This is a genomic window from Streptomyces sp. NPDC043746 (assembly GCF_056436485.1).
Genome location: NZ_JBWKCM010000007.1, coordinates 193,933 through 216,569 on the forward strand (window position 1 = coordinate 193,933; position 22,637 = coordinate 216,569).

Sequence of the window (22,637 nt, forward strand, 5' to 3'; positions counted from 1 at the left end):
GCTCCGCTCGCAGTCCGATCCGCTGCGATCCGCTGCTGTCCGCTGATCCACTACACCCCCATCCTGGCCGTTCTGCTCTGTTATGGCCTGCCGAGCACCGTCCGTGACCCGTCGGGCACGGACGGGGCATTGGGGTTCGCCGGGGCGGGCTGCATAATCGCAGGCAGTTCAAGGGGAGGGGACCCACGATGACCGGACGCGCATGCCCGGAGTGCGGTAGACGGACGACGGCAGGCGAGCCCGGCGCGGAGCACCGGGTGCCGCCCTGCCGGTGCGGTACGGAGACGGACGCGGACGCCACACGGCTCCTGGGGGACGAGCTGCGGGCCGCCCGCTCCGCGGAGATGGCCGCGGCGGAGGACTTCGACCCGCTGCGGATCAGGCCGTACGTGACGCTGGGGCACGCGTCGGCGGGCGACGGGCCACAGACGACGGGGGACGGCCCGGTGAAGGGTGACGGACCGGAGACGACGGGGGACGGCCCGGCCGTGGGAGGGGCCGTACGCGGGCCTGCGGCCGGTGGGAGCGGTGGGGCTGGTGGGGCCGACGCGGCCACCACGATGCGGCTGAACCTGGACGACGTCAGGGGACCGGTCGGCGCTACGGGGCCGGGCTCGGATCCCCGTACGGTCATGGGACCGCGTACGGGCATGACTGCGGGCCCCGGTCACGGCCCCGGCGCACCCCCCGCGGCCGACGAGAGCAGGCGGCGCACCGCGGCGATGGGCGTGGGCCCGGGCTTCGGCGCGGAGCCCCCCTTCGGCGCGCCCCCCGGCGCTCCCGATCCCGTGCAGCCGCGCCGGAGGCGGCCCTTGGCGGCCCTGGCCGTCGGCGCGGCCGTGGCGGCGGTGGTCGGCACGGCGGCCTTCGCCGGAGGGCTCTTCGACCGGGACGGGAGCCAGGACGAGGCGCTGCCGGAGGCGACCACGAGCGCCCCGGTCCCGGCGGACGAACCGGCGGCGGCCTCCGTCGCCCCGTCGCCCTCCCCCTCGGCCGTTCCCTCCCGTACGGCATCGGCGTCGCCCTCCCCCTCGGCGTCCGCGTCCCCGTCCGTCTCGGCCTCCCCCTCGGCGAGCGCCGAGCCGAGCCCGAGCGCCTCGGCCACGCCGACCCCCGGCACCTCGTCCGCACCGGCGTCCGAGAGTCCGGCCCCGCCCTCCGCCGCCCCGCCCGCGGAGGCGGCCCCGCCGTCGCTGCGGCGCGGCGACCAGGGGCCCCAGGTGGGCGAGTTGCAGAACCGGCTCAAGGAGGTGTGGCTCTACCACGGCCCCTCGGACGGGGACTTCACCGAACGGGTGGAGAACGCCGTCCGGGTCTACCAGTCCTACCAGGCGATCCAGGGCGACCCGCCCGGCGTGTACGGGCCGAACACGCGGCGCGTGCTGGAGGCGGAGACGACCGGGCGGGGACGCGGGTGACGGCAGCGCGACGGGGCGGGGATGCCGTCGGCGGCAGCGCGACGGGCGGGATTGGCTTTCCGGCCCAGGTTTTTGTATCTTCGTGGAACAAAGTAGCTCCCGCCCGCACTCCCTGACCGGCGGGCGGGGCTGCTCTTGTACCGGGCGGGGCTGCCCTGTGCTCAGCACCGCCGCGCCACCACCCCCGCGCTCTGGAGTCAGCCGATGTCGGCCACCGTCCTCACCGCACGCGCCCTCCTGTTGGACATGGACGGCACCCTCGTCAACTCCGACGCGGTCGTCGAGCGCTGCTGGCGCCGGTGGGCCCTCCGGCACGGACTGGACCCCGAGGCCGCCCTCAAGGTGGTCCACGGCCGCCAGGGGTACGCCACGATGGCCGTCCTGCTGCCGGACCGCCCCGTGGAGGAGAACTACGCGGACAACCGGGCGATGCTCGCCGAGGAGACCGCCGATGTCGACGGCGTGGTCCCGATCGGCGGCGCCCCCGCGTTCATGGCCGCGATCGCCGACCTCCCGCACGCCCTGGTGACCTCGGCCGACAGCGCGCTCGCGACGGCCCGGATGGGCGCGGCCGGGCTGCGGATGCCCGCCGTCCGCGTCACCGCCGAGCAGGTCGGTGCCAGCAAGCCGGACCCGGAGGGCTTCCTCAAGGGCGCGGCGGAGCTGGGGTTCGACCCCGCCGACTGCATCGTGTTCGAGGACTCCGAGGCGGGGATCACGGCGGGCCGGGCGGCCGGGATGCGCGTCGTGGGCGTCGGCCCGCGCGCCGCGGCCCTGGCACCGGACGCGCATGTGGACGATCTGACGCGGGTACGGGTGGAGGCGGCCGAGGACGGCTCGATCCGCCTGCACATCACCACGGCGTAGTCCGCCCACCACCACCGCGGCACGACAGGCCCCGGCACCCGCCCCGCGAGCGCCGGGACTCAGTCCCGGTGCAGCCGCCCCCGCGTGGCCAGTTCCAGCACCACCGCGACCGCCGTCGCCTGCACAGCCATCAACGCCACCAGGACGAAGAGCTGCACGGCACCCGCCTCCACCGGTGAGGCGCCGCCCAGCAGCATGCCCACGAAGGCCCCCGGCAGCGTGACGAGCCCCACTGTCCGCGTCTGGTCCAGCCCCGGCAGCAGCGCGTCCGCGGTCGCGGGCCGCACGATCTCCAGCCGGGCCTCCCGGTCGAGCAGCCCGAGCGCCATCCCCGCCTCCACCTCCCCGTGCCGGGTGGCGAGTTCGTCCAGGGCGCGCCGCCCGCCGAGTACGGTCGCGGTGAGCGCCCCGCCGATGAGGATGCCCGCCACCGGGATGAGCGCGAGCCCCCGGACGGGCACGAGCCCCGTGACCACCAGGAGCCCGACCACCGGGAGCGCCCCCGCCCCGATCGGCACGGCCGCCCACCACCAGGTGCGGTTGGGGGTGACACGGCGCCCCGCCGTCCACGCGGCCACGGCGAACATCAGCACCAGGAACCCGAGCAGCGGCCCCAGCCGCTGGGCCACCCAGCCGATGAGCAGGGAGACGGCGGCGAGTTGGGCGGCGGCCCGCACCCCGGCGACCAGGATGTCGCGCGAGCGGCCGAGCCGGGCCCACGCGGCGATGGCGGCCGCGAGGAGGAGCAGGAGGACGAGGACGATCCCGAGGGCCGGGGAGACCGGAAGCAGCACGCGGCAACGATAGGTCCGCCCGGCACACCGCCCGCTCGCACCACCCCCGACCGCCCCACCCGGGCGGACGTTTCGCTTCCGCCGGATACGCCACACCCCTTGATGTGACGTGAACATGTCGTCACGCTGTCACCTGGCGCCCACCCCCACGAAACCTGGCGCCGCCACGCTGGACGGGCTCCACATGCCGCCCGCCAACGCACCCCCACAGCAAGGGAGTTCGCATGTTCGGTATCTACGCGCGTCGCTCAGCGGTCGTCGCCGCCACCGCCGCCCTCGCCGCCACCTCCGTACTGCTCACCGCCCCGACCGCCCAGGCCGCCCTGCCCACCCCGGTCAGCGCGGCGACCGCACGCACCTACCTCGGCCAGCTCACCGTCGCCGCCGAGGGCTCCTCCAGCGGTTACAGCCGCGACAAGTTCCCGCACTGGATCACCCAGTCGGGCACCTGCAACACCCGCGAGGTCGTCCTCAAGCGGGACGGTACGAACGTCCAGCAGGACGCCTCCTGCGCCGCCGTCAGCGGGAGTTGGTACTCCCCGTACGACGGCGCGACCTGGAACGCCGCGTCCGATGTCGACATCGACCACCTCGTCCCGCTCGCCGAGGCCTGGCGCTCCGGCGCCAGCAGCTGGACCAACACCCAGCGCCGGGCCTTCGCCAACGACCTGACCCGCCCCCAGCTCATCGCGGTGACCGACAACGTCAACCAGGCCAAGGGCGACAAGGACCCGGCCAAGTGGATGCCGCCGCGCACCGCGTACACGTGCACGTACGCCCGCGCGTGGGTGCACGTGAAGCACTACTACGACCTCAAGGTGGACTCGGCCGAGAAGAGCGCGCTGCAGTCGGCGCTCAACGGCTGCTGAGCACCCCTCACCGAGAATCCCCTCGCCGAGCCCCCGTCACCGGCCCCCTCAGCGGCGACGCGAGCCGTCCGCGCACCGTGGAGTCCGGTGCGCGGACGGCACCTCGGGCGCGCCCCCGTCGTTCGCGGTGGCCAGGGACCACTACGCCCCCGGTGGCCGTGGGGGGGCGGTTGACGCCCGGCACGACGACGGCGTACGGGGTGCGGATCCGGCCCGGGCCCGCTGGAGCTACCAGCGCATTTTCGGCCGAGTACAGCTGGCGCTGGCGGACACCCGGGCGGCCCGCGCCCCGCCCGAGGGGCGGCGGGCGATGCCGGACGACGGCGAGGCCGCCTGACTCCACGAGAGGGGGCCGGCGGACCCCTCCGCGCACGACCACATCATGATCGGCAGCCCGCCGCCGTGACTGCCGCCGGCACTCACCCCCAAGACGCGGAGCCCTGGAACGCGGCCTTGTGCGGCGGCTCCCGCGGTGGCCGCTGGGCACGTCTCGGCGAGAAGACGCGCCGGGCGGCGGACCGTGCGCACCGGACCGCGTTCCCGGATTCCTTCGACCGGTTCACGAAAGCCGCTCCGCCGGGCGGGGAGCGGTCCGGGCGTCCCGGCGACGGGATGCGTGCTGTCCGGGGGCGTGCACCACGCCCGTGCCGCCGAGCCGCGCCGACCCGACACCGCCCCCGGCGGCGTACCGGCGGTCCGCGCCCTCCGGCCGACCTGCCCGGCCCGCCCAGCTCAGTGCCGCGGTCAATCCGTTGGGCATTCCGCTTCGGCTGGAGCAGGGTGGGCCGGAGAATCGGCCGACTGCTGATCCGGCACGGCCGTACGGAACTCCCCTCGGCGCCGTGGAGCAGGACGGGCAGCCTCTGGTTCGGCAACCAGCTCACGCCACCGCTCCTGCATGGCCGGAACCCTGCGCTGGCATTGGTCCAGGCCAAGTCGACCTTCACCAGCGAACTGCTGGTGAGCGCTCTTGAGCGTTCACTCACCCGGAGGTCATGGTCACTTTTCAGCCACACGCCAGAATGTTGAAGTTGCAAGTACTGGTGAGGTTTCCCTAACCTGAGGCGCTCAGTCGGTTCACGTCCCCACCCAGACCGAAGGAGCCCACCCCCCATGTCCACTCGCCTGAACGGGGCCCAGCCCTATGTGCTCGGCCTCTTCCGCTTCGTCATCGGCCTGATCTTCGCGATCCACGGCGCCTCCAGCCTCTTCGGCCTCTTCAGCGGCCGTGAGGTGGAGGCCGGAGCCTGGCCGGGCTGGTACGCGGCCCTGATCCAGCTCGTCTGCGGCACCCTGGTCGCCCTCGGCCTCGGCACCCGTATAGCCGCCTTCCTGGCCTCCGGCTCGATGGCCTACGCCTACTTCGTCGTCCACCAGCCCGAAGCGCTCACCCCGGTGGGCAACGGCGGCGAGGCCTCGGCCCTCTTCTGCTGGGCGTTCCTTCTGCTGGTCTTCACCGGCCCGGGCGCCGGAGCCGTGGACCGGCTCCTCGGGGCACGCCCGGAGCACGGTTCCGCCGAGGAGCCCCACCGCGAGCCGGCCACGGCCGTTCCGGTCTGACCGGGCCTCCGACACACCCCGGAACACCTGAGCACCCCCACCGGAGCCGACCCGGCGGGGGTGTTCAGCCAGTCCGCCCCCCGCACCACCGGGACACAAGCGCCTCAGGACGCGAACGGCACCGTGAAGCAGGCGATCCGCTTGCCCGCCCCGCCCTGCACATCGTGGATGACCACCGAGCGGGCACCGCCGTCCCGGAACCCCCGGTCGGGCCGGGCCTCCGCCTCTCCGTCGCCGTTCCGGTCGGTGCGGAAGTCGAGCCACACCTCGTTGACCGGGTCCGCGGTGGCCGAGGCGCGGTGCTGGTAGTGCGGGCCCGCCGAGGCGGGCTCGGCCGCACACGGCGAAGTGTGCACATGCATCCCGTACGCCCGGTTCGGGACGAGCCCCTTGAGCCGGGTGCCGACGCGCGTGGTGGACCGGTCGGCGTACTGCGTGATCTCGATCCGCGCGGCGGCCGGGACCAGACCGGTGTCGTACGTCAGGGCGTCGGACGGGACGAAGGAGCCGGGCGGGGAGAACACCCCGTCGGCCCGCATCCAGAACCCCCCGCTCCGCGAGGCCCCGCCGACCATCCCGGCCTCGCTCGCCCTTCCGTCCCCGCTGCCGCCGGCACTTCCGGTGCCGTGGGCCGCGTGTCCTCCGCCATCGGGACTGTCCGCCGCGCCCTGGGCGATGGAGGCGCCACCGCCGGCGAGCATCACGAGGGCGGCGGCCCCCACCAGGACCTTCCGCCGCACGGTCCTCCTTCCCTCCGCTGCCACCGCGCGGTCCACCGATCCGGTCATGCGCTGCCCCTGCTCCTCGTTCGTGCCGGTCGCCTTCGCCCGCCTAACGGCCGACACCGCCCGCGAGGCACGAGGGGGTACATGACCCGCACAACATCACCCCACCCTGACCGATCCACGCGGAACGCTCCCGCGTACGCTGTACAGCTGAACCTGCCGCCCATGCCGCTCCCCTGCGACGTCGCGGCGTTGACACGATCGGGGAGTCGACGGGTGCTTGAGAGTCTGGGCGCGCTGACCAGCAGTCCGTGGATCTACGTCGTGGTCGCGGTCTCGGTCCTCCTGGACGTCTTCCTCCCCCTGCTGCCCAGCGGGGTTCTCGTCATCACGGCCGCCACCGCCGCCGCCGCGGGCTCGACCGGGGTCAACGGGTCCGGCAACGCGACCGGTGAGGTGCCCTCGCTCGTCGTCCTCATCCTCTGCGCGGCCACCGCGTCGGTGCTCGGCGACCTCGTCGCGTACCGGCTGGCCTGGCGCGGGGGAGACAGGCTGGACCGGGCGATCGCCCGCTCACGCCGTCTCACCAGGGCGCAGGAACGTCTCGGCGCGGCGCTGAGCAGGGGTGGAGGCGCGCTCGTCGTCATCGCCCGGTTCGCCCCCGCCGGCCGCTCGGTGGTCTCCCTGGGAGCGGGCGCCGCGCGTCGCCGGGTGCGGGACTTCCTGCCGTGGTCGGCCCTGGCGGGCCTGGCCTGGGCGGGCTACAGCGTGGGGCTCGGCTACTTCGGGGGCCGATGGCTGGGCTCGACCTGGTTCGGGACGGCGGTCTCGGTGCTGGCCCTGTTCATGGCGGGCGCGCTCGCGGCCTTCGTGGTGAAGCGCCCCACGGCGGCACGGGCCGCGGCCGCCGCCACGGTGGAGGCGCTCCAGGGCTCCGCCGCCGTACCGTCCCCGCCCACCGGCTCCCGGTCGGCTCAGGCCCCCGGCCCGACGCTGGGCACCATCCCCAGCCAGCCGCACGGATCGACCCCGGTCACGCCACCGGCGCCGGTCTCCCCCTGAGACCTGAAGGGCTCCAGGGCCGACCGCGCACTCACCCGCCCGAGGCAGCACTCCGCGCCGAGGCCGCATCGGCGGCAGGGGTGTGAGCACGGGCGGAGCCCCGTATCTCCAGCCCACCGAGCAGCCTCATCGTGGCTGCGGTGATCTCGTCGACGGCACGGTCGAACACCTCCCGGTTGTGTGCTGCGGGCGCCCGGAAGCCGGACACCTTGCGCACGTACTGAAGGGCCGCGGCCCGCATGTCCTCCTCGGTGGCCTCTTCGGGGAGTGCGGGCGGGCGAAGGGTCTTGATGCTGCGGCACATGATTCCAGTGTGGACCGCGCCACTGACAACGGCCCGGTGCCGGCGCTCAGACCACGGGCTCGGAGCGGTCGGTGCAGAGCGCCCAGATGACGAAGACGTCGATGGCGATGGTGACGATGGCCCAGACCGGCGTGTACGGGAGCCACATGAAGTTGGCGATCAGGTTCAGCGAGACGAGGGCGATGCCCACGGCCCGGGCCCAGGTCGCACCCTTGAGGATGCCCCAGCCGACGAAGATCAGGACCACGCCGAGGACGAGGTGGATCCACCCCCACGCGGTGACGTTGAACTTGAAGACGTAGTCGTTGACGGCCGCGTACACGTCGTTGGTGGCGATCCCCGCGACACCCTTGATGACCCCGAGGACACCGTCGACGAGGAGCAGGAAGCCGGCGAACAGCGTTCCGCCGCCGGCCCACGGGCTGCCGACGCCGTCGGGGGCGGACGCGGCGGGGCGCGAGGACCCGGGTGTAGGTGCGGTGGGCTGGGACATGAGGACTCCTTGGCCGGGACAGGCACGGACACCTGCCGTCTCGAGCTGCGCTGATGGTGCGCGCAGATCAGCTTCGACGTTCCTCCCGACCGTCCCGGCCGACCACCTTGACGCACCCGTTCGGGTGACGTCCGACGGCGATCACTCCCAGGTGTCGAGGTCCCCGCCACGCCATTCGATCAACCCCGGCCGGTCCAGCTCGACGGCCTGGTCGGGCCCCGGCGCGAACCCGGCGGCCCGCAGCAGCGCGGCCACCTCTCCGCGCCCGTGCGCCACCCCCACGATCTGCCCGTGCACGGTGACCCGCCGCGCTCCGGACGCGGAGGGCGGGTAGACGATCACGGGGGGATGCGCGGCCATGCTTACACCGTGCCCTGGCGACTGCCGGCCCGCATCCCGGAAGAACGCACGCCCCCGCACAGCGCCCCACGCACACCCGGCTCCCCTCTACCGCCCTACTCCTACCCCTACCCCTCCACCGCCCTACGCCCAACGCCCTACGCCCTACCGCACGAGCAACAACGCCTCGGAACCCACCGGCCGGAACCCGGCGGCCTGGAACGCCCTGATACTGCGCGCGTTGCCCGCCGCCTGCTGCGACCAGAGCGGCTCCCCCTCGGGCACCAGATGCCGGGCAGCCGTGGCCAGGGCCCGCCCGAGCCCCCGGTGCCGGGCGCCCTCCTCCAGTTCGACGGCGACCTCCCAGCGCCCCGCCACCCCACGTCCGAGGACCAGCACCCCACCGTCGACCGCCCACATCCGCACCCCGTCCCGCCGTCGGCGAGCGCTCACGACCCGGGGGTGGACCGGATCGGTGATCTCCCGCAGCTCCAGCGGAGGATCACCGGGAAGAGCGGACGCGACGGTGAGCAGGTCGATCGTGTCGGTGGTCCGGCCGGTCCGTTCCAGGAGCGCGTTCAGGAAGCGCGGATGCATGGTGGCGGCGAGCGCGTCGCAGTCCGTGGAGCCGAGGGTCGCACGGACCCACGCGGGGTCCTCGTCGGTGAACACCACCGAGTGCGCGGTGAAGGCGATCACCCCCCAGTCCCGCCCGCTCGGCGCCTCCACCACGGTGGTACGCCCGTCCGGCACCGGAAACCGCCCGCCCGCGGCCCGGTCCAGAATCTCCGCAAGGCTCTCCCCCATCAACGACCACCCTCTCCCCGTCCCGCTCCACCGCTCCGACTGCCGCACCCATCATGGAGTACGGCTACCGGCCGGGCCGCACCCCACCGGCACAGCCCACACACGTGGTAGCCGCCGGCCGCACCTCCAGCCGCGCCGCCGGAATCGGCTCCCCGCACCGCTCGCACCGCCCGTACTCACCGGCCTCCAGCCGTTCCACGGCGAGGTCCAGCGCGGCCAAGTGCTCGCGCGCCTGCGTCAGCAGGGCGGCGACATGGGCCCGCTCGAAGGCGGTGCTCGCACCCTCGAGGTCATGCTCGTCGTCGACGGCCACCAACGCGTTCGCCTCGACGATGGCCTCGAAATCGCGGCTCAACGCATCCATGCGCTCACGGGTGGCGCCGCGTTCGGCCAGCAGTCGCTGCCGTACGTCCTCGCGCTCGGGCGGAAGGTACGGGTCGCCACCGGTCTCCTGGTCCACTCCCTCCTCAACACCGGCCCGGAAGCGCCCATTCCGCCCACTCCCCGGTCTCCCCCGGACCGCCGGGGGCGGCATCGCACGACGAAGGCCCCGACCGTGACGGTCGGGGCCTTCGTACTTCGCACTGGTGGGCGCGGACGGTTTCGAACCGCCGACATCTGCTTTGTAAGAGCAGCGCTCTACCCCTGAGCTACGCACCCGTGGAGGAGACAACAGCGTACATGGACAGGGGCCCTGGTCATAAACAGATAGGACGGCCCGAACCGCCGGTGCGGGACCGGGCGAGACCGGCGGGACCGAGCGGGACCGGGGGAGACCGGCGGGACCGAGCGGGACCGGGGGATAACCCCACCCCGGAGACGGTAGCGGTCCGGATGCCGTCGCAGGGGTGCCGGTACATACGGTTGGCAGTACGCACCGGCGGCGACGACCGGTGACACCGCGCAGCCGTCATTCCTGGGGGACCGATCACCGTGGACATCCGTATCAGCGCACCGATCCGCAAGCGGCGCAGGGTTCCCGGCCGTGCAGTCGGCGTGGGGGTCGGGGGCGCGCTGGTCGCGCTGGCTCTCACCGGGTGCGGGAGCGCCGATGTCGATGACGCGCCCGTGGAGCGCAAGACCTTCGCGCTGAAGGGGAAGACGCTGACCATCGACGCCGAGGACTCCACCGTGACCCTGGTGCCGGCCGATGTCCGGGAGGTCGAGGTGGAGCGGCAGGTCGACGGGTGGGTGGTGCTGGGCAGCGGGCCCGATCCCGTCTGGAAGATGGAGAACGACACCCTCACGCTCCGGGTGAAGTGCGACGCCATGATCAACAACTGTGCCGCGCGCCACGAGGTGAAGGTGCCCCGCGGGGTGACCGTGGCGGCCGACGCGGACAACGGCCGGGTCACCGCCGTCGGGTTCGACACCCCGCTGCGGCTCTCCGCCGACAACGGCGACATCGTCGTGCGGGACTCCGGCGGGCCGCTCGACCTCAAGAGCGACAACGGGTCCGTCCTCGCCGAGCGGATAGGCACCAAGTCCGTGGTCGCCCGCGCGGACAACGGGGAGATCCGGCTCGGGTTCAGCGGTGTGCCCGACCTCGTGGACACGGTCAGTGACAACGGGAGCATCGTCATCGACCTGCCGCAGGGCGGACAGGAGTACGCGGTGAACGCGAGCGCCACCAACGGCGAGGTCAGCATCGGGGTGCCGCGCAGCGAGAGCAGCACCCATGTGGTGAAGGCCCGCAGCGACAACGGCGAAGTGAAGGTGCGAACCGCGAACTAACGGGCTCGTGTGTTCGTCCTTACCTGGTGGGAGAATGTACCGGGCAGGGGCGGAACAGCACGGGAGAGGGATGTGACGGCGACACACACGCGGCCGGAGGCAGGAGCGGGTGGGAGTTCCGCCGTCGAGAAAGATTCGGGTGCCCGGGGCGGGAGCGCTCCGGGGATACGCCAGGACCACCTGGGCCGTGGAGACCGGGGCGACCGGGCCCCGGCCGGGCAAGGTGGCCGTGCGGCCCCGGGCAGGCAGGGTCACCGTTCGGCGGGGCACGGCGTGCGGGACGCCCTGGCCCTGGTGCTGCTGCCCCTGCCTCTCCTCGTCGCGGCTCTGCCCGTCGCCTTCGCCGGGGGCGGCACGCGGCGGTGGTTCGGCGGGCGGGGGGAGAACCAGCGTGCCGAGGCCCAGGCGGCCAGGGACGCGGCGGCGGAGGCCTTCTACGAGCTGGACACCGCCCAGCGCGATCTGAGGATCTCCATCGAGACGATCAACGCCGTGGACAACTCCCCGCGCGGCCGTAAGGCAGCGGAGGACTTCGCGGCGCTGGGGCGGCGGATCGACGAGGTCAGCCACGCCTACATCACCGCCGTCGACAGCCATGACCTGGACCGGGACGACCTGGAGCCCTCCGTCGCCTCCCGCGCCCGCACCGAGCTGACCCGGGCCAAGGACGACCTCGTACGGGTCAAGGGCGAGCTGGACCGGTTCGGACAGGGGCTCGGGGCGCTGCTGGGCAGTGCGGAGACCCAGCTCGCCCGGCTCGCCCCGGCCGTGGAGCGGGCCCGGCAGGCGCTGCTCGGCGCGAGCAACGCGCTCGACGCCGTACGGGCGGCGGGGCTGCGCGCGGACGAGCTGGCGGCCCGGCTCGCCGCCCTCGCCCCGGAGCTGACCAAGCTCAACCAGGGCGCGGGAAAGCACGGTGTCGCCGAGACGCTCCAGCGGGCCGATGTGGTCCTGCGCGATGCGGAGGCCCTGCGGGCGGAGGCGGAGCGGCTGCCTGAGCGGGCCGCCGAGATCGACCGGCGACTGGTGTCGCTGCGGACCCGCGCCCAGGCCCTGACGACCCGGACGGGCTCGGTGGAGCCGGTCCTCAGTGAGTTGCGGCGGCGGTTCTCGGCCGCCTGCTGGCAGGACCTCCAGCCGGTGCCGGAGCAGGCTGCCGTCAACGTACGGCAGGCCGAGGAGAAGCTCGCGGAGGCCGCGAAGGCGCGCGACGAGCAGCGCTGGGCGGACGCCACTTCCCGGCTCTCCACGGTCCGCGCCCTGCTCAATGCGGTCGATGAGGCGGTCTCCGCCGCCGGGGACCGGCTCCAGCGGCTGGACGCCGTGGCGAAGGACCCGCAGCAGGAGATCGAGCGGACCCGGTTCGCCGTGCGGGACGCCCAGCGCCTCGCCATGGCCGGCCGCCACACACCCGACCCCCGGCACGCCCGCCCCCTGGACGACTCCGTGGCCCGGCTGGACCGGGCCATCGCCGGACTGGAGGGTCGCCACCCCGACTACTGGCATTTCCTGACCGAGACCGAGGCCGTACGGCAGACCGCCGCCCGGGTCGTCTCCGACATCCGCGAGGAGCGCGGGAGCGGGGGCTGAGCCCACGCCGACGCGGTAGCCCTCAGCGGGCGGAGTCAGTCCTCAGCGGGCGGGCTCGGGGCCCGCACGGTTGCGGAAGGGCCGACGCGTGAGTGGGGTCGGGTCGGCGCCGTCACGGGAGGCCGAAGCGGCGGCGCCCGGGTCCCTGCTGCCGCGGGGGCCCGGGAGCAGGGGCCTTGAACCCGCCCCGACGCGGAAGTCCGAGGCGGCGGGGGCCGGGCCCGCGCTCCTGCGGGAGGCCGAGGCGGCGAGGGGCCGACCCCGGTCGGTTGCGGGAGGGCGTAGCCGTCGGGCGGGGATGGCTCTAGCCTGTGGCCATGCCTCGCTATGAATTCCGCTGCCGCACCTGCGGCGACACGTTCGAGCTCAGCCGTCCCATGGCCCAGTCCTCGGACCCGGCCTCCTGCCCGGCCGGGCACGACGACACCGTCAAGCTGCTCTCAGCCGTGGCCGTGGGTGGCGCCGCCGCGTCCGCCCCCGCGCCGCCCGGCGGAGGCGGAGGCTGTTGCGGCGGCGGTTGTTGCGGCTGAGCCGGAACGGCCCGACAGCAGGGCCCTGCGCTACTTCCTGCGGGCCAGCGTCAGGCCGTCCGCGACCGTGAGCAGCACGGTGTCCATCCGGGCGTCGGCGGCCGCGTGGTCGTTGAACTCCTTGATGGCCGCCGTCGGCCCGGTCGCCTCCGGGTCCGTGACGCCACCGTGGAAGAGCACGTTGTCCACGGCGATGAGACCGCCCTGCCGCATGCGGGGCACCAGCTCCTCCCAGTACGCGATGTAGCCGCCCTTGTCCGCGTCCAGGTAGGCGAGGTCGATGTGCGGCTCGGGCTCCATCGCGCGCAGGGTGTCCAGGGCCGGGGCGATGCGCAGGTCGATCCGGTCCGCGACACCCGCCTTCTCCCAGGCCTCGCGCCCGTACGCCGTCCACTCCTCGGAGATGTCGCAGGCGATCAGCCTGCCGTCGGCGGGCAGCGCCTGGGCCATCGCCAGGGCGCTGAAGCCGGTGAACGTGCCGACCTCCACCACATGCCGGGCGCCCACCAGGCGGACCAGGAAGGCGAGGAGCGGCGCCTGTTCCTCGGCCGACACCATGCCCGCGTGGTCGGGGAACCGGGCGTAGGTGGTCTCCACCAGCTCCCGCTGGACCGGGTCGAGCGGCGGGTTGTGGGCGAGCATGTACGCGTACAGCTCGGCCGTGATCGTGGTTTCGTTGCCCTTCGTCATGCCCTCAGCCTCGCCCACCCCGCGCCCCCGCGCAGCTGAAAGCGGCCCGGACCCCGCCGGGGCCCTACGCGGTCGGGGCGGCGGCCAGGAAGCGGCGCAGGATCTCCTCCCCCGCCGCCCCGCCCCGCTCCTCCAGCGCCACCACGTGCGGGGCTCGCCAGTCGTGGTCGGCCAGTTCGCCGTGGCCGGGGCGCCAGCCGAGGTCGGCGGCGAGCAGCAGGTCCGCGTCGAGGAGGGAGTCCCCGGCGGCGAAGGTGCGGGTGGCGCCGGTGCGGCGGGCGACCTCGTTCATGGCGGCGCTCTTGGTGAGCGGCACGGGGACCGCGTAGATCTTGCGGCCTTGGAGGGAGACCGTCCAGCAGCGCTCCGCTGCCCACACCGCCAGCTCCTTCACCCACTCCTCGGGCAGCAGGGAGCGCTCGACGACCAGGTAGGCGAAGAGGTTCTCGGCCACCCGTTCCTTGAGGAGCCAGGCCGGGTCGGCGGTGGCGGCGAGGTGGGCGCGGATCTCGGTGAGGGGGGCGCACTCGTCCGCTATGCGCGCCTCCACCCGCTGCTGCCAGTCCCGGTCGGAGACCCCGTCGACCAGGATGTGGCCGCCGTTGGCGCAGATCGCGTACCGGGGGGCGGGTCCGGGGAGATGGATGCGGTGGTACTGCTCGCGGGTGCGGGTGGTGGTGGGGACGAAGACCGTGGCGCCCGCCAGCTCGGTGAGGAGGGCGGCGGCCGTCTCCGTCATGTACGAGAGCGGCTTGTGGCCGTACACCTCGACGCAGAGGAGCCGGGGCGCCTGGGCGTCCGGCATGGACAGGTCGAGCGAAGCCGCCGAGTAGATCAGCGTACGGTCGAGGTCGCTCGCCACCAGAGTGGCCGGTGTCGTCTCGTTCACGCGCCCTGTACCGCCTTGCCGTCCGCGCCCGTCGCGCCGCGCGTGTAGCGGGGGTGGATGAGACCGACACAGCTGTACGGGAGGTCGTCGACCTCCTCGACCGGGACGCCGCGCTGTTCGGCGAGCAGCCGGATGTGCTGGAGGTCCGCGTCCGCCCCGCGCCTGGCCAGGATCTTCCAGGGGACCCGGCGCAGCAGGACCCGGGTGGTCTCGCCCACGCCCGGCTTGACCAGGTTGACGTCGTGGATGCCGTACTCCTCGCTGATCCGCTCGACGGCCGCCCAGCCCTCCCAGGTGGGGGCCCGGTCGGCGGCCAGCAACTCCTTGGTGGCGGCGTCCACTTCGTCGGCCACCTCGTCGAAGCGCGCGGCGACGGTGTCGAGGAAGCGGCCCGAGACGTCGGACTCCGCCAGCTCCCGGTAGAACTTCCCGCCGTGGAAGTCGTTCGGCCCGACCAGGTCGGCGCGGAGCACCGTACGGGAGATGAGGCCGGAGACCGTGGAGTTGAGGCAGGCCGAGGGGATCAGGAAGTCCTCGCGGGTGCCGTAGGTACGGACGCAGCCGCCGGGGTCCGCCAGCACCGCGATCTCCGGGTCGAAGCGCCCGGCGCCGCCCGCGCCTGTGGAGCCCCGGGCCGCGGAGCCCGCGGCCGTGACCGGGCCCCCGGGGGCCGCGGGCTCCTCCCGCTCGAACTCCTCCAGCGCCGCGGCCAGTTCGCGGGTGATCGCGCCCTTGCCCGTCCAGCCGTCGACGAACACCACGTCGGCCGGGTCGTGGTGGGCGGCGAGCCAGCGGAGGGCGGTGGCGTCGATGCCCCGGCCCCGGACGATGGAGATCGCGTAGTGCGGCAGGTCCAGTCCGTGGCGGTGGCGGGCCCAGCGGCGCATCAGGACCCCCACGGGCGTTCCGGCGCGGGCGAGCGAGACGAGGACCGGGCGCGGGCCGCGTTCGGCGAGGACCGTCTCGGTGACGGTGCCCACCGCACGGGCGATGCGCGCGGCCGAGGCGTCCAGGGCGGCCGTGAACAGGGCCTGGTACTCGGCGCTCGGCTGGTACTCCACGGGCAGCGACTCCGCGTAGTGCGCGCCGCCGCTCTGGATCGCCTCCTCGCGCTCCTCGGTGGGCGCCTCCAGCTGGGTGTCCGAGAGGTCCTGGAGCAGCCAGCCGACGTCCTCGGGCGCGTAGCTGGAGAAGTCGGGGCCGCGGAGGGGCTCGGGCAGCACGGAGGGCTCCTGCTCGTGGTGGGGGGCGGTCGCCGGGGTGTACGAGGGGACGACCGCGAGGAGTACGTGGCCGGTGTGGGCCGCCAGACGGGCCAGCAGCCCGTCGGGGGCGTGCAGCTCGGGGGTGTCGGCGGTGGAGTCGACGACGGCGACCACCGCGTCGAAGCCCGCGCCCGCCACGTTGTACGCGTACCGGTCGCCGGGGCCGTCCGCCGGGTCGTCGTGGGCCGGGAAGACGAGGCGCGTGCGTATCGCGTAGCCGGGGTCGTCGACGGCGAGGACCGGGGAGCGGGTGGTGGTGGAGAAGCGGACATCGACGTGCGTGCCCAGCGCCTCTTCCAGAGCGGTGCCCAGGCGCAGCGGCGCGTACATCAGCTCCTCGAAGCCGAGGACGAGGACCCGGCGGGGCTCTGGCCCCAGCGCGGCCGCGATCCGCTCCGCCATGCCCGGGAGCGCCGCTTCGAGCGCCGCCCGGTGGGCCGGGGTGAAGCCGTGCCGCCCGCCGTCCGGGACACCTGCGGGCCAGCCGAGGTCGACCCGGGTGGGGGGAGCGGATTTCCGGGGGGCCTCCCCGGACCGGCCCGCGCCCGCGCTTCCGCCGGCCTGCCCGCCCGGGGCGTCCGCCTGCTCCGCCTCCCGCTCCGCGACCAGCGCCCGGCCGTGTTCCAGGACGCCGTCCGGCAGGGACACCGTTCCGGCGGCGCGGGTCACCAGGTCGACGCGGGCGCCGATCTCGGCGGCGAAGGCGGTCAGCCGGTCGCGGTCGGCCGACGAGCGCATGTCGACGAGCGCGACGATCACGTACCGCTCGCGCGGGTGCAGCTCGTGCAGGGCGCGGATCGTGTTCAGGACCGTGTTGCCGGTGGAGAACTCGTCGTCGACCAGCACCAGGGCAGCGGCTCCGTCCCCCGCGAACAGCCCGGGGTCCTCCGGCAGCAGCAGGTGCGAGGTGGCGTGCGAGTGGGCCTCCTCGAAGCCGCCCGCCGGGGCGGTGCCCGCGACCGGGCGCCGGGTGGAGTGGAGGTACGGGGCGTCCCGCAGGCCGTCCGCGACGGCGTGGCCGAGACCGGTGGCCGTCTCCGCGTACCCGAGGACCACCGCTCGGCGGGCCTCCTCCGTGCCGAGGAGGGCCCGTACACGCTCACCGAGCCCGTACCCCGCCCCGTACACGACGGAAGGGTGCTGCGGCACATGCTTGCCCAGCACGTTGGAGACGAGCAGATGGGCCCGCTTGGGGTTGCGCCGCAGGGCGAGGCCCAGCAGCTCCCGCAGCTCGCCGTCGCCCTCCAGGGCCACGCCCAGCCGCTCGGCCACCCAGTCGCCCGACCACACCACGTCCACGGTCTCTTCTCTCCTCACGCGCCCGCTCATCGAACGCGCGCTCACTTCGCCAGGCCGGCGGCCAGCAGGTCCACGAAGCCGACGTCGGCCCCCGCCACGCCGAACACCTCGGCCCGCCGGAGCGTGTTCTCGGCCCAGGCCCGGTGGGGCTTCACTTCGTTCATCTTGTTCGTGTACGCCGAGCGCAGCACCCCGCCGCCCCCGCGCTCGGGGCGCAGGATGTCCTGCGCGTCGGTGAACTCCTCGTGGCTGACCACGGACAGCGCGTGGACGGGTGCCACGTGCGACGGGTGGATGCAGGTCTTGCCGAGCAGGCCGTTGGCCCGGTCCAGCTCGATCTCCCGCAGCAGTCCGTCCAGGTCGTGCTCGATGAGTGCCGTACGCAGCTCCTCGGCGCTGCCCTCCAGGAAGGGGCTGCGGCGCAACTGGGGCTTGAACATGCGCTCCTGGCGGCGGAAGTACTCCCAGACCGGGCCGGTGATCGTGAAGCCGGTGCCGTCCGCCCGGCCCAGCACGTTGACCACGTCCGCGATGACGGAGCCGACGATCTGGACGTCGTACGCCGTCATGTCGGGCGCGCGGCGCAGCCCGTAGGCCGAGCAGAAGTCGGTGACGCCGAGCCGCAGGGCGAGCACCCGGTCCCGGTACTTGTCGACGCAGCGCGCGATGCCCTGGAGGACCTCGCCGCGCGTCTCCAGGTGGAGCAGCTCGGGCGATTCGAGGACGGGCATGGCGAACAGCCGCTGCCCGGAGGCCGCCTCGGCCTCCGCCAGGGCCTCCAGGAAGAGGGATCCACGCTCCTCGGTGAATTTGGGAAGTACAAAACCGGACAGTGTCCGGGCGGAAGGGCCGAGGCGGGCGACCAGGTCGGTGATCTGGCCCGGTTCGCGGACCCGGACGAAGAGGAGCGGCAGTCCGGCGCCCGTCGCGTCCCGCTCTGCGAGCTCGGTGAACTGCCTGATCAGGTTGGCCTCGGCGCCGACCACCTCGGCGTCGTCGATCGAGTCCTCCAGGCACAGCACCATGGAGACGACCCCGCGCCCGGCCTGCTTCATCACGTCGTCGGCCAGGGTGGGCCGGGTGGCCGGGGAGTAGAGCGTGGCGCCCAGCGCGACGGAGAGCAGACTCGCGGGCGAGTCCGCGCTGAACTCACACGGTTCCCGGAAGAACAGGCCCTCCCGGGCAGCGGGCGACATATACCCGAAGTGACGCATGAGTTTCCCCCGAACTGCCTGACCGGCCGGACAACGTGTGGCCGGTAATAGTACGTACGGACGAGTGTCAACAGTTCCCGATGGACATGAATTTCCGGTTGCCCGCCCTTCACCGGGGCTCTGCTCGCGGTACCGTTCCGCCCCTTTGCCCTCCCCGCCCCTCGTCGCCCCCTCCTCCCGCCGCCCCCGCGCCCGCGCGAGGCAACCGCGACAGAACCGGGTCTTTGCCGCCCCCGCGTTGTCCGCACGTGCCGCCAGCAGGCAGGATGACGCCCATGACGCACACGATGCTGAAGGGCTCGAACGTCCAGGTCGACGCCATGGCCGTACGGGCCGTGCTGCGCTGGACGCCGGGGGCCGACGTCCCGGACGTGGACGCCTCCGCCCTGCTGCTCGGTTCCTCCGGCCGTGTGCGGTCCGACGAGGACTTCGTCTTCTACAACCAGCCGCGCCACCCCTCCGGGCTGGTCCGGCGGCTGCCGAAGCGCAGCGTCCCCGAGGGGCTCACGGACACGATCGAGGCGGACCTCGGCGCGCTCGACGGTTCGGTGGACCAGGTGGTCATCGCCGCCTCCTCCGACGGCGCCGCCTTCGCGAGCGTGCCGGACCTGCGGATACTCCTCTTCGACGCGGCGTCCGCCGACGGGGAGCCGCTGGCGGTCTTCGATGTGCGGCCGGAGACCGGTGAGGAGACCGCGATCATCTGTGGTGAGCTCTACCGGCGCGGCGAGGGATGGAAGTTCCGGGCGGTCGGCCAGGGCTATCCGACCGGGCTGATCGGGCTGGCCACGGCCTTCGGGATCTCGGTCGACGACTCGGAAGCGGCGGAGGCCGGGGCGGGCGGGGCCGATCCCGGTTCCGGTGGGTCCGGTTCCGGTGGGGCCGATTCCGGGTCCGGAGCCGGTGGGTCCGGCTCCGCAGCCGACGGCAGGGGTTCCGGTGCGGCGGGCACCGCTGAGGAGCCCCCGGCACCCGCCGTGCCGAGCGCTGACTCCCAGGCCACCGTCCTGCACCGGCAGCCCGCCTACGGCTACCCGCCGCCCGTCGCACCCCCGGCCGCCCCGCCCGCTCCCGCCGTGCCCGCGCCGCAGCCCGCGTACGGCTATCCGCAGGGGGCCGGGGCTCCGCCCGCCTACGGCTATCCGCAGCCGGCGGTGGCCGCGGCTCACGCGCCCGACCCGCACTTCGTCCTGCCTCCGCAGGGCCCGCAGTTCATCCGGACCTGAGTCCGAGCCCGGAGTGGCCCTGGGAGCGTCGGCCCCGTACGAAAGGCACGGAGAGGCGCGCTCAGGTCCGTGACTTGTAGCCCCGCCCCCACTGCATGCCGTAGCCGTAGAGCCGGTCCAGCTCGGACTGGAAGCCGTAGACGAACTTCACCTCGCGCCGCACGATCAGCTCGTCCTTGACGTTCTCCACGGTGAAGACCGCGCAGGAGCGGGCCTGCGGCGCGCGCTCGTCGAGTTCGATCTCGATCCGGGGGCCGTTGCCCGGGTAGAGCGTGATCTTGGCGTGCGTACGGTCGAACGCGGGAGTCCGGTCGTAGATGTAGACGAAGAACAGCAGCCGCTTGAACTGATCGCGCTGGTCGAGGTTGACGTAGACCGTCTCCCCGGAAGGGGCGCCGAACCGGTCGTCGCCGCTGAGCCGGATGTAGGGCGGGCTGTTCAGGTCGCCGATCAGATTGCCCAGCGGCTGCACGACCCCCTTGGTGCCGTCCGCCAGCTCGTACATGCAGCCGAGGTCCAGGTCGACGTTGACGACGCCCTGGGTGTGCGCCTGGACCACCTCGGGCTGGAAGAGCTTGAGGGGGCGCCTCAGTCGGCCGCTCTGGCGCGAGCGGCCCTCGATGTCCGAGGTGCGCATCCGCCAGGAGAGGTTGACGCGGAGGTTGCCCGAGAGCGGGCCCTGTTTGCTGAGGGAGACGGTGGCATTGCGTTTCGAGAGCGTGATCGCGCTCGATGTGCCGCTGCCCGCGTCGAACTGTGCCGCGCGCGTCGGCCACAGGCCGTCGAAGAGTCCCATCCCAACCCCCACCTGTCCGGCCTCTCGGCCTGCCCACCTGTCGGCCTGTCGACTTGTCGATCCGCACTCGTCGTACCCGCCGTACTCGTCTGTCCGCATACCGCCGCGGGGCGGCCCCCGGGTCGGGTCCGGGGGAATCCCGGAGAGCCTTCGCCGTGTGGGCCGCCCCGCAGAGAGCGTTCCTCAATCCCTACCGGGTCACACCCCGGAGTGGACTTCTGCCTTGGAACCGGCGCTCCCTCCGGCGTCCCCGCTGCTTCCGCCCAAGGCAGCGATGGCCTTGTTGCGGCGGAGCGAGGACCAGAAGGAGAGGCCGATGAGGACGACACCGATCAGACCGGTGATGATCTCGTTGATCTCGTACTGGATGGTGACCAGCAGGATGACGGCGAGGGCACCGATCGCGTAGTGCGCACCGTGCTCCAGGTAGACGTAGTCGTCCAGGGTGCCCTGGCGGACCAGGTAGACGGTGAGCGAGCGGACGTACATCGCGCCGATACCGAGGCCCAGGGCCATCAGCACGATCTCGTTGGTGATGGCGAAGGCGCCGATGACGCCGTCGAACGAGAACGAGGCGTCCAGGACTTCCAGGTAGAGGAAGAGGAAGAACGCGGCCTTTCCGGCGAGGGCCACCCCGGTGACCGGCTTGCCCGCCTTCTTGGCCAGCTCCTCGGCCTCCTGCTCCCGCTCCTCCTCCTCTTCCAGCTTGCCCTCGAAGAATCCGGAGAGCCCGCCGACGATCAGATAGGTGATCAGACCCGCGATACCCGAGAGCAGGACGGTCGACGTCTTGTCCACGTGGCCGCCACCGTGCTGGTGGGCGTGGGTCGCGAAGGTCATCGCGCTGACCAGCAGCACGACCAGCGCGACGCAGACCGACAGCATGTCGACCTTGCCGATCTTGGCGAGCGGGCGCTCGATCCAGCGGAGCCACTGGATGTCACGGTCCTCGAAGATGAAGTCGAGGAAGATCATCAGGAGGAACATGCCACCGAAGGCGGCGATCGCCGGATGGGCGTCCGTGACCAGTTCCTTGTACCTGTCGGGGTCGTTGAAGGAGAGATCGATGGCCTCGATCGGGCCGAGCTGGGCGCTCACGGCCACGATCACGACGGGGAACACCAGCCGCATACCGAAGACGGCGATGAGGATGCCGATCGTGAGGAAGATCCTCTGCCAGAAGGCGTTCATCTTCTTCAGGATTCCGGCGTTGATCACCGCGTTGTCGAAGGAGAGCGAGATCTCCAGGATCGACAGGATCGCGACGATGCCGAAAGCATGCCACCCCCCGTAGAAGAAGGCCGCGACCAGGCCGAGCGCGGTCACCGCGAACGACCAGCCGAAGGTTTTCAGGACCACTGGTACCTCATCGTGTTGTGTAAGGGTCTCCCCTGGTGCGAACGGGGTTCCCCCGCGCCGTGCGCGGCGTTATGAAACGTTGACGCCGAAGTCTAGAGCGATACCGCGCAGCCCCGACGCGTACCCCTGACCGACTGCACGGAATTTCCACTCACCCTGATAGCGGTACAGCTCGCCGAAGATCATCGCGGTCTCCGTGGAGGCGTCCTCGCTCAGGTCGTAACGCGCCAGCTCCTGGCCGTCGGCCTGGTTGACCACGCGGATGAAGGCGTTGCTGACCTGGCCGAACGCCTGGCCCCGGTTGTCGGCGTCATGGATGGAGACCGGAAAGACGATCTTGTCGCAGTGCGCGGGGACCTGGTCGAGACGGACGATGACCGACTCGTCGTCGCCCTCGCCCTCGCCCGTCAGGTTGTCGCCGGTGTGCTCGACGGAGCCGTCGGGGCTGGTGAGGTTGTTGTAGAAGACGAACCACTCGTCTCCGAGCACCCGGCCCGAGCGGCACAGCAGTGCGCTGGCGTCGAGGTCGAAATCGGCTCCGGTGGTGGAGCGTGCGTCCCAGCCGAGCCCGACCAGCACCTGGGTGAGGTTGGGTGCGACCTTGGAGAGGGAGACATTGCCTCCCTTGGCGAGCGTGACGCCCATGTGTGTCCTCCCCGAGTCGTGGAAACGCGGACGGGCGCTTTCGGACGCCCGCGCTCGGGCGCCCTAAAGCGCCCGGTTGAGCGCGTCCGGGGGACAACCGAGGGGGAGGAGGGGCAGAAGGGGGGGGTGAGGGCTCTCGGCCTTGCTCCCTTTGGGCGTCAC

General features: G+C 72.9%; 24 protein-coding genes and 1 tRNA gene. 10 read left to right on the forward strand and 15 right to left on the reverse strand.

The window, feature by feature from the left end; translation table 11 throughout:
- Positions 1–188: 188 nt before the first annotated feature.
- Both AC0682_RS10760 and AC0682_RS10765 read left to right on the forward strand, forming a co-directional pair.
- Complete coding sequence (locus tag AC0682_RS10760; RefSeq protein WP_478532234.1) at positions 189–1,418, forward strand: peptidoglycan-binding domain-containing protein; 1,230 nt, start codon at positions 189–191, stop codon at positions 1,416–1,418.
- A gap of 204 nt (positions 1,419–1,622) precedes the next feature.
- Positions 1,623–2,285 carry an HAD-IA family hydrolase gene (locus AC0682_RS10765; RefSeq protein ID WP_478532235.1) on the forward strand — a complete coding sequence of 221 codons (663 nt, stop codon included), beginning with the start codon at positions 1,623–1,625 and terminating at the stop codon, positions 2,283–2,285.
- A 59-nt stretch (positions 2,286–2,344) separates the two neighbouring features.
- Here the strand turns inward: AC0682_RS10765 and AC0682_RS10770 are convergent, their stop codons facing one another.
- Entirely contained in the window at positions 2,345–3,079 is a 735-nt protein-coding gene (locus AC0682_RS10770; RefSeq protein WP_478532236.1) for an ABC transporter permease, read from the reverse strand.
- Between the two features lie 224 nt (positions 3,080–3,303).
- Between AC0682_RS10770 and AC0682_RS10775 the strand changes: the two genes are divergently transcribed.
- The 3 genes from AC0682_RS10775 to AC0682_RS10785 all read left to right on the forward strand — a co-directional run bounded on the left by AC0682_RS10775 (position 3,304) and on the right by AC0682_RS10785 (position 5,508).
- A complete protein-coding gene (locus AC0682_RS10775) occupies positions 3,304–3,948 on the forward strand; it encodes an HNH endonuclease family protein (protein ID WP_478532238.1) in 645 nt (214 codons plus the stop codon).
- A 127-nt stretch (positions 3,949–4,075) separates the two neighbouring features.
- The gene (locus tag AC0682_RS10780) at positions 4,076–4,285 is read left to right on the forward strand and encodes a hypothetical protein (protein ID WP_478532240.1); all 210 of its coding nucleotides are present in this window, start codon (positions 4,076–4,078) and stop codon (positions 4,283–4,285) included.
- Positions 4,286–5,061: 776 nt separating this feature from the next.
- Entirely contained in the window at positions 5,062–5,508 is a 447-nt protein-coding gene (locus AC0682_RS10785; protein ID WP_478532241.1) for a DoxX family protein, read from the forward strand.
- A 104-nt stretch (positions 5,509–5,612) separates the two neighbouring features.
- On the opposite strand, the gene AC0682_RS10790 is transcribed toward AC0682_RS10785, so the two are convergent.
- A complete protein-coding gene (locus AC0682_RS10790) occupies positions 5,613–6,230 on the reverse strand; it encodes a superoxide dismutase family protein (RefSeq protein WP_478532325.1) in 618 nt (205 codons plus the stop codon).
- 279 nt (positions 6,231–6,509) lie between these two features.
- Between AC0682_RS10790 and AC0682_RS10795 the strand changes: the two genes are divergently transcribed.
- Positions 6,510–7,295 carry a DedA family protein gene (locus AC0682_RS10795; protein WP_478532242.1) on the forward strand — a complete coding sequence of 262 codons (786 nt, stop codon included), beginning with the start codon at positions 6,510–6,512 and terminating at the stop codon, positions 7,293–7,295.
- Between the two features lie 31 nt (positions 7,296–7,326).
- Here AC0682_RS10795 and AC0682_RS10800 read toward each other — a convergent pair whose 3' ends face one another.
- The 6 genes from AC0682_RS10800 to AC0682_RS10825 form a co-directional block, all read right to left on the reverse strand.
- A complete protein-coding gene (locus AC0682_RS10800; protein WP_478532243.1) occupies positions 7,327–7,599 on the reverse strand; it encodes a DUF2277 domain-containing protein in 273 nt (90 codons plus the stop codon).
- Positions 7,600–7,645: 46 nt separating this feature from the next.
- Positions 7,646–8,092, reverse strand: coding sequence for a DUF7144 family membrane protein (locus tag AC0682_RS10805; protein ID WP_478532244.1), 447 nt, complete (start codon positions 8,090–8,092; stop codon positions 7,646–7,648).
- Between the two features lie 141 nt (positions 8,093–8,233).
- Positions 8,234–8,452, reverse strand: a complete 219-nt coding sequence (locus tag AC0682_RS10810; protein WP_478532246.1) for a hypothetical protein — start codon at positions 8,450–8,452, stop codon at positions 8,234–8,236.
- Between the two features lie 144 nt (positions 8,453–8,596).
- Positions 8,597–9,238 (reverse strand): GNAT family N-acetyltransferase, encoded by a 642-nt coding sequence (locus AC0682_RS10815; protein WP_478532247.1) that lies wholly within the window; start codon positions 9,236–9,238, stop codon positions 8,597–8,599.
- A 64-nt stretch (positions 9,239–9,302) separates the two neighbouring features.
- Positions 9,303–9,698, reverse strand: coding sequence for a TraR/DksA family transcriptional regulator (locus AC0682_RS10820; RefSeq protein ID WP_478532248.1), 396 nt, complete (start codon positions 9,696–9,698; stop codon positions 9,303–9,305).
- Between the two features lie 125 nt (positions 9,699–9,823).
- A tRNA-Val gene (locus AC0682_RS10825) sits at positions 9,824–9,898 on the reverse strand.
- 273 nt (positions 9,899–10,171) lie between these two features.
- Here AC0682_RS10825 and AC0682_RS10830 point away from each other — a divergent pair.
- The 3 genes from AC0682_RS10830 to AC0682_RS10840 all read left to right on the forward strand — a co-directional run bounded on the left by AC0682_RS10830 (position 10,172) and on the right by AC0682_RS10840 (position 13,092).
- Entirely contained in the window at positions 10,172–10,972 is an 801-nt protein-coding gene (locus AC0682_RS10830) for a DUF4097 family beta strand repeat-containing protein (RefSeq protein WP_478532249.1), read from the forward strand.
- Positions 10,973–11,266: 294 nt separating this feature from the next.
- Positions 11,267–12,562, forward strand: a complete 1,296-nt coding sequence (locus AC0682_RS10835) for a hypothetical protein (RefSeq protein ID WP_478532326.1) — start codon at positions 11,267–11,269, stop codon at positions 12,560–12,562.
- A gap of 317 nt (positions 12,563–12,879) precedes the next feature.
- Positions 12,880–13,092, forward strand: coding sequence for an FmdB family zinc ribbon protein (locus AC0682_RS10840; protein ID WP_478532250.1), 213 nt, complete (start codon positions 12,880–12,882; stop codon positions 13,090–13,092).
- Between the two features lie 30 nt (positions 13,093–13,122).
- On the opposite strand, the gene AC0682_RS10845 is transcribed toward AC0682_RS10840, so the two are convergent.
- The 4 genes from AC0682_RS10845 to AC0682_RS10860 form a co-directional block, all read right to left on the reverse strand.
- Positions 13,123–13,782, reverse strand: a complete 660-nt coding sequence (locus tag AC0682_RS10845) for an O-methyltransferase (protein ID WP_478532251.1) — start codon at positions 13,780–13,782, stop codon at positions 13,123–13,125.
- 64 nt (positions 13,783–13,846) lie between these two features.
- Positions 13,847–14,644: an HAD family hydrolase gene (locus tag AC0682_RS10850; RefSeq protein ID WP_478532327.1), complete on the reverse strand. Its 798-nt coding sequence runs from the start codon at positions 14,642–14,644 to the stop codon at positions 13,847–13,849.
- A gap of 23 nt (positions 14,645–14,667) precedes the next feature.
- Positions 14,668–17,265 (reverse strand): phosphoribosyltransferase, encoded by a 2,598-nt coding sequence (locus AC0682_RS10855; RefSeq protein WP_478532252.1) that lies wholly within the window; start codon positions 17,263–17,265, stop codon positions 14,668–14,670.
- Positions 17,266–17,276: 11 nt separating this feature from the next.
- Entirely contained in the window at positions 17,277–18,449 is a 1,173-nt protein-coding gene (locus tag AC0682_RS10860) for an HpcH/HpaI aldolase/citrate lyase family protein (RefSeq protein WP_254812640.1), read from the reverse strand.
- 266 nt (positions 18,450–18,715) lie between these two features.
- Here AC0682_RS10860 and AC0682_RS10865 point away from each other — a divergent pair, with 266 nt between their 5' ends.
- Positions 18,716–19,675, forward strand: coding sequence for a TerD family protein (locus tag AC0682_RS10865; RefSeq protein WP_478532253.1), 960 nt, complete (start codon positions 18,716–18,718; stop codon positions 19,673–19,675).
- 61 nt (positions 19,676–19,736) lie between these two features.
- Here the strand turns inward: AC0682_RS10865 and AC0682_RS10870 are convergent, their stop codons facing one another.
- The 3 genes from AC0682_RS10870 to AC0682_RS10880 form a co-directional block, all read right to left on the reverse strand.
- Positions 19,737–20,471: a TerD family protein gene (locus AC0682_RS10870; RefSeq protein ID WP_254812638.1), complete on the reverse strand. Its 735-nt coding sequence runs from the start codon at positions 20,469–20,471 to the stop codon at positions 19,737–19,739.
- A gap of 198 nt (positions 20,472–20,669) precedes the next feature.
- Complete coding sequence (locus AC0682_RS10875; RefSeq protein WP_254812637.1) at positions 20,670–21,830, reverse strand: DUF475 domain-containing protein; 1,161 nt, start codon at positions 21,828–21,830, stop codon at positions 20,670–20,672.
- Positions 21,831–21,899: 69 nt separating this feature from the next.
- On the reverse strand, positions 21,900–22,475 hold the full coding sequence (locus AC0682_RS10880) for a TerD family protein (protein ID WP_018486928.1): 576 nt from the start codon (positions 22,473–22,475) through the stop codon (positions 21,900–21,902).
- Positions 22,476–22,637: the final 162 nt, after the last annotated feature.